Below are 4,724 nucleotides of genomic sequence, written 5' to 3' on the forward strand. Positions count from 1 at the left end.
ATAATATATTTATAAAAAAAATTGTAAATTTAAAAAGAAACTAATAATTATTTTCAAATAATGGTTTTTATTACAAAGTATATGTTATAACTATATTGTAGAATTAATTAGTCTTTCAAGTATATAAAATACTAAAATTTAATTTAATCTCAAAGAAAGAAGTGATTTAAATGACATTAGATAATAATACTATAATATATCCATTACCTACAGATAAGTTATTAAATGATGAGGAAAAAATTTGGGGTATTATATTACCTGAAAGCTATAAAACTTTTATAAAAACTTATAATGGTGCTATACCTATAGAAAAAGTTTTTTCCTCTTGTAATGATAGCTATGTTATTGATAGATTTCTTTGTATTTTAGAAAAAATTAAAGATAAAGATTTAGAAAAATATGATGTAGATGCTGTTTTAATAAAAAATGAAGAAAATTTAACTAAAAATCAGTGTTTAATAGGAATAGAATTACTACCAATAGCTTTATTATCTGGATTAGATTTACTATGTTTAGATTATAGAAACTGTAATGACATTCCTAAAATTTGTGTTTGGAAAAATGAAGAGTCTACATTATTTAATCCTATAACTGAATATGTTTCTGATAGCATATCTGATTTTTTAAATGGTGAATGCTCTAAAAATATTATCTAAAGTATTAAAATTTAAATTTATCTAAAGTAAAAAGCATCTTTTTTAAAACATTTTACATAAAAAATTAAAAGCATTATAAAATTTAGTTAATTAAACTAAATTTTATAATGCTTATTTTAGTATGCAAAATATGTTAACTATGATTTTTAGTAAATTGCTATTTTATTGCTTTTTAAATAATTATCTTATTTGCCAGCAACTTTAACTTGTGCCATATCATAAGAATTAGTGGTCTTTGATTTTGAAGAATTTTTCTTCTCTGCTATTAACATTTTATCAAAACGTGGAGCAATAAAGCTATATAAAACCCAACCAGCAAAGGTTACTAGTGAGCCATACATCATAGCTTCAAATCCTGCGGTATAAAGTGCATATAAACTATATATTGAAGCTAAAAATGCTATACTGTCTGTAACTCTTGATTTTTTTACACCTACATGCTCATCTTTCTGCATTACATTTAATGCTCCCATAGATAATAAATAAGGAATTAAGTTTGTAACTACCGCTAGATTAACTAGTACATAAAATTGTTTAGTTAAAGTTGGACTAATAGTCATTAATGAAAGTAATGTTTGAACTATAGTAATTATAATCATACCAACAACGGGTGCACCTGCACTTGTAACCTTATTAAAAATTTTAGGGAAATATCCTTCAATGGCAGAACTTTTAAAAACTTGAGCAATAGTAAACTGCCAACTTAATAAAGATCCAAAACAAGATATAATCATTAATGCCATGACAATTTTACCTATAAATGGAGTAAACATATGTGCAAAAGCTAATCCAAAAGGTGCATTAGAATGTAATAAATCGGCATTTGGAACTATTCCTGCCATAACGTTTGTTGAAATAATGTATATTATTGCAGCTCCAATTGTTCCTCCTAAACAAGCAATGGGAACATTTTTTCTTGGGTTCTCTACGGCATCCATGTTAGCTGATGCTGATTCTAAACCTAAAAATGCCCATAAAGTTATAGAAATTGATTGACTTATTCCATCAAAGAATGATAAGTGATTAGGATTCCACGCACTTACATATAAACTTCCTTTAAACCAGAACCATCCAAAAACAGATATAAATAAAACTGGAATAATTACTCCCCATATAGTAATAGAACTAATTTGTCCAGTAATTCTTGCTCCTCCAAAATTAAGGACAGTAGCTAACCATAAAGTAAATATTGTCCATAATCCTACTGCAAGAGGTGAAAGAGTTACTCCTAAAAGAACTGATGCATATCCTACAGCTGAAATAGCAATAGCTGCATTTGCAATTAATAAAGATAATCCATAAGTATAATTTGCCATAAAGCTACCGGACTTTCCATAGGCATACTCAGCATATCCTCCCATTCCTCCAGAATGATGACTAAACATACCACATTGTGCAAAAGCATATGCTAAAGCCATTGCTCCTAATGCAGTAACTAGCCAAGAAAGAATTGACATAGTACCGACTTCAGCTAACTTAGTAGGAAGCATTATAATTCCTGATCCCATCATATTTATAGCAGTTAATATAGTTAAATGCATAACACTCATCTTATTTTTGCTCTTAGTGCCATCTGTACTCATAATTAATACTCCTTTCAATATTATTTTTAAACATTGATAAGGTTCCCATTAAATCTTAAAGTACTTTTTAATTATTCAATTTAATATGAATATTTTTTCATTTTAAAATTAATTTTATATATTTTAAGACTTGAGGGAACTTTATTTATATAAATATACCCTCTAGATTCTAATTATAATTATACGTAGAAACTATTTTAAAAAAATATTTAAATAAAGGATATATCAAGAGCTGAATTATATAATTTTAACTCTTGATACTTTCCTAATAATTTTTAATATTATATAATTTTATTTTTTATCTAACACATAACCATATGCTTTAACTTTATCAGTTCCATCTTCTTTTTCTAAATAAACTCCCTGAATTTCTGGTGAGAAACCTGGAAACTTATTAATACCTTCTTCTAATATTAAGAAATATTTTTGAGCTGTTTCATTCCATACTTCACCTGGTACAACACAGAATATTCCTGGGGGATATGGTAAAGCTCCTTCTAATGCCACTTCACCTACTATATCAGTTAAAGGAACTAATTTAGCATTATTTCTTACTAATGCCCAGTTAGCATCAATAGGCCACATTTCTCTTTTTGGAAAATATTTAGCTCTAAATAAATCTTTTTGATATTTTTTAGCATTATTAGCTTTATAAAAATCATGCATTTCTTTGCAAAGCATTCTAATAGTATATCCTTCATAACGCTCTTTATGATTACTATAAATTTTAGGTAATACTTTATTTAATGGAGCATCTTCTTTCACAAGTTGTTCAAACTGAATAAATTGTGAAAGAAGATTTTTCATTTTTATAGATGTTTCTGCTGGAGTTAATAGGAATAATATAGAGTTTAAGTCATTCTTTTCTGGTATTATTCCATGTTCTCTTAAATAGTTTGCAAGAATAGTAGCTGGAATACCAAAATCCTCATATTCTCCTGTTTTCACATTAATTCCTGGAGTAGTTAACATAAATTTATTAGGATCTACAAAATACTGATTTTCTCCATATCCTTCAAATGAATGCCATTTCTGTCCTGTATGGAACTTAAAGAATTCAATATTGTTTGCTATTTCTTCTGTACAATACTCTTCCCATTTCTTACCATCAATTTCTGTTGGAATAAATGGTTTAATTAATGAACAATTTTTTAAAACTGCTTTTCTAGATTCAATACCTAATTTAACACAATCAGCCCATAATTTTTTACCAGCTTCACCCTGTTGCATTTTTGCATTAACATCTAATGTTGCAAATAATGGATAAAATGGACTAGTAGAAGAATGTAACATGTATGCATTATTGAAGCGTTTACAATCTATATAACGTTTTTGTCCTTTTATATGTTTATCTTTTTTATGTATTTGAGAAGCTTGTGAAAAGCCTGCCTGTTGTTTATGAACAGATTGAGTTACTAATATTCCAGGATCATTTTCATTTAATTCTAATAATAAAGGAGAACAATCCCTCATCATTGGTATAAATTGCTCATATCCTACCCAAGCTGAATCAAATAAAATATAATCACAAAGATGTCCTATTTTATCAACTACTTGTCTAGCATTATATATTGTTCCATCATATGTTCCAAGTTGTATAACAGCTAATCTAAAAGGTCTCTTTTCATTTGCTTTATCTTTATCAACTTGTGATATTAATTCTCTTATGTAATCTTCTTCAAAACAATGTGCATCAATACCACCTATAAATCCAAATGGATTACGAGCAGTTTCTAAATAAACAGCTTTACCTCCACATTGAACTAATGCTGAATTATATATAGATTTGTGATTATTTCTATCAAATAAAACTAAATCTCCTGGAGAAACTACAGCACTTACAGCAATAGCATTAGAAGTGCTTGTACCATTCATTACAAAATAAGTTTTATCTGCATTAAATACCTTAGCTGCATGTTTTTCAGCTTCCATTGCAGGTCCTTCATGTATTAATAGGTCTCCAAGTTCTACATCTGCATTGCAAATATCAGAACGGAAAATATTTTCTCCATAAAAATCATAAAGATATCTACCTGCTGGATGTTTACGGAAATATTGTCCTCCTTGATGTCCTGGACAATCAAATTGAAAATTACCTTTTAAAACATAATTACTTAATGTTTTAAAAAATGGTGGCAATATATTTTCTTCATATGTACTAGCAGCTGTTTCAATTTCTCTGCTATAAAGATTTTTATCAAATTTATTTCCATCTATTACATGATAAACCTTTTGAGAAAATTCATCACTTAAGGCATCACTTTCTTTTAAAATAACAAATACCGGAACTTCAAACTTTGTATTATAAACATCATAAATAAAATTTGGATTTAAATCAGTCAATACCACTGCCGCTACATCTGTATAATCTGTATCTTTAACTGAAATTACTTCTCTATTAGTAAAAAAATATTCTTTAGCATCTTCTGTACAAGCTATCTTTAAGTTTTTCAAATTTAATTCCTCCTTATATAGTAATTATATT

The 4,724-nt window shown here is 27.5% G+C and carries 3 protein-coding genes; 1 reads left to right on the plus strand and 2 read right to left on the minus strand.

The genetic code is table 11. The features are described 5' to 3' along the window. Window positions 1-170: 170 nt before the first annotated feature. Complete coding sequence (locus tag GBZ86_RS12780) at window positions 171-656, plus strand: SMI1/KNR4 family protein (RefSeq protein ID WP_152891239.1); 486 nt, start codon at window positions 171-173, stop codon at window positions 654-656. Between the two features lie 185 nt (window positions 657-841). On the opposite strand, the gene potE is transcribed toward GBZ86_RS12780, so the two are convergent. Further along, window positions 842-2,239, minus strand: coding sequence for a putrescine-ornithine antiporter (potE, locus tag GBZ86_RS12785; protein ID WP_152891241.1), 1,398 nt, complete (start codon window positions 2,237-2,239; stop codon window positions 842-844). Window positions 2,240-2,530: 291 nt separating this feature from the next. Continuing rightward, on the minus strand, window positions 2,531-4,693 hold the full coding sequence (locus GBZ86_RS12790) for an ornithine decarboxylase (protein ID WP_152891243.1): 2,163 nt from the start codon (window positions 4,691-4,693) through the stop codon (window positions 2,531-2,533). Between the last annotated feature and the right edge of the window lie 31 nt (window positions 4,694-4,724).

It is taken from the genome of Clostridium tarantellae, from assembly GCF_009295725.1.
Taxonomy (GTDB): Bacteria; Bacillota; Clostridia; order Clostridiales; family Clostridiaceae; genus Sarcina; species Sarcina tarantellae.

Coding starts and splice junctions, on each gene's coding strand:
- potE (WP_152891241.1), bottom strand. CDS start 2,239: ATGAGTACAGATGGCACTAAGAGCAAAAATAAGATGAGTGTTATGCAT.
- GBZ86_RS12780 (WP_152891239.1), top strand. CDS start 171: ATGACATTAGATAATAATACTATAATATATCCATTACCTACAGATAAG.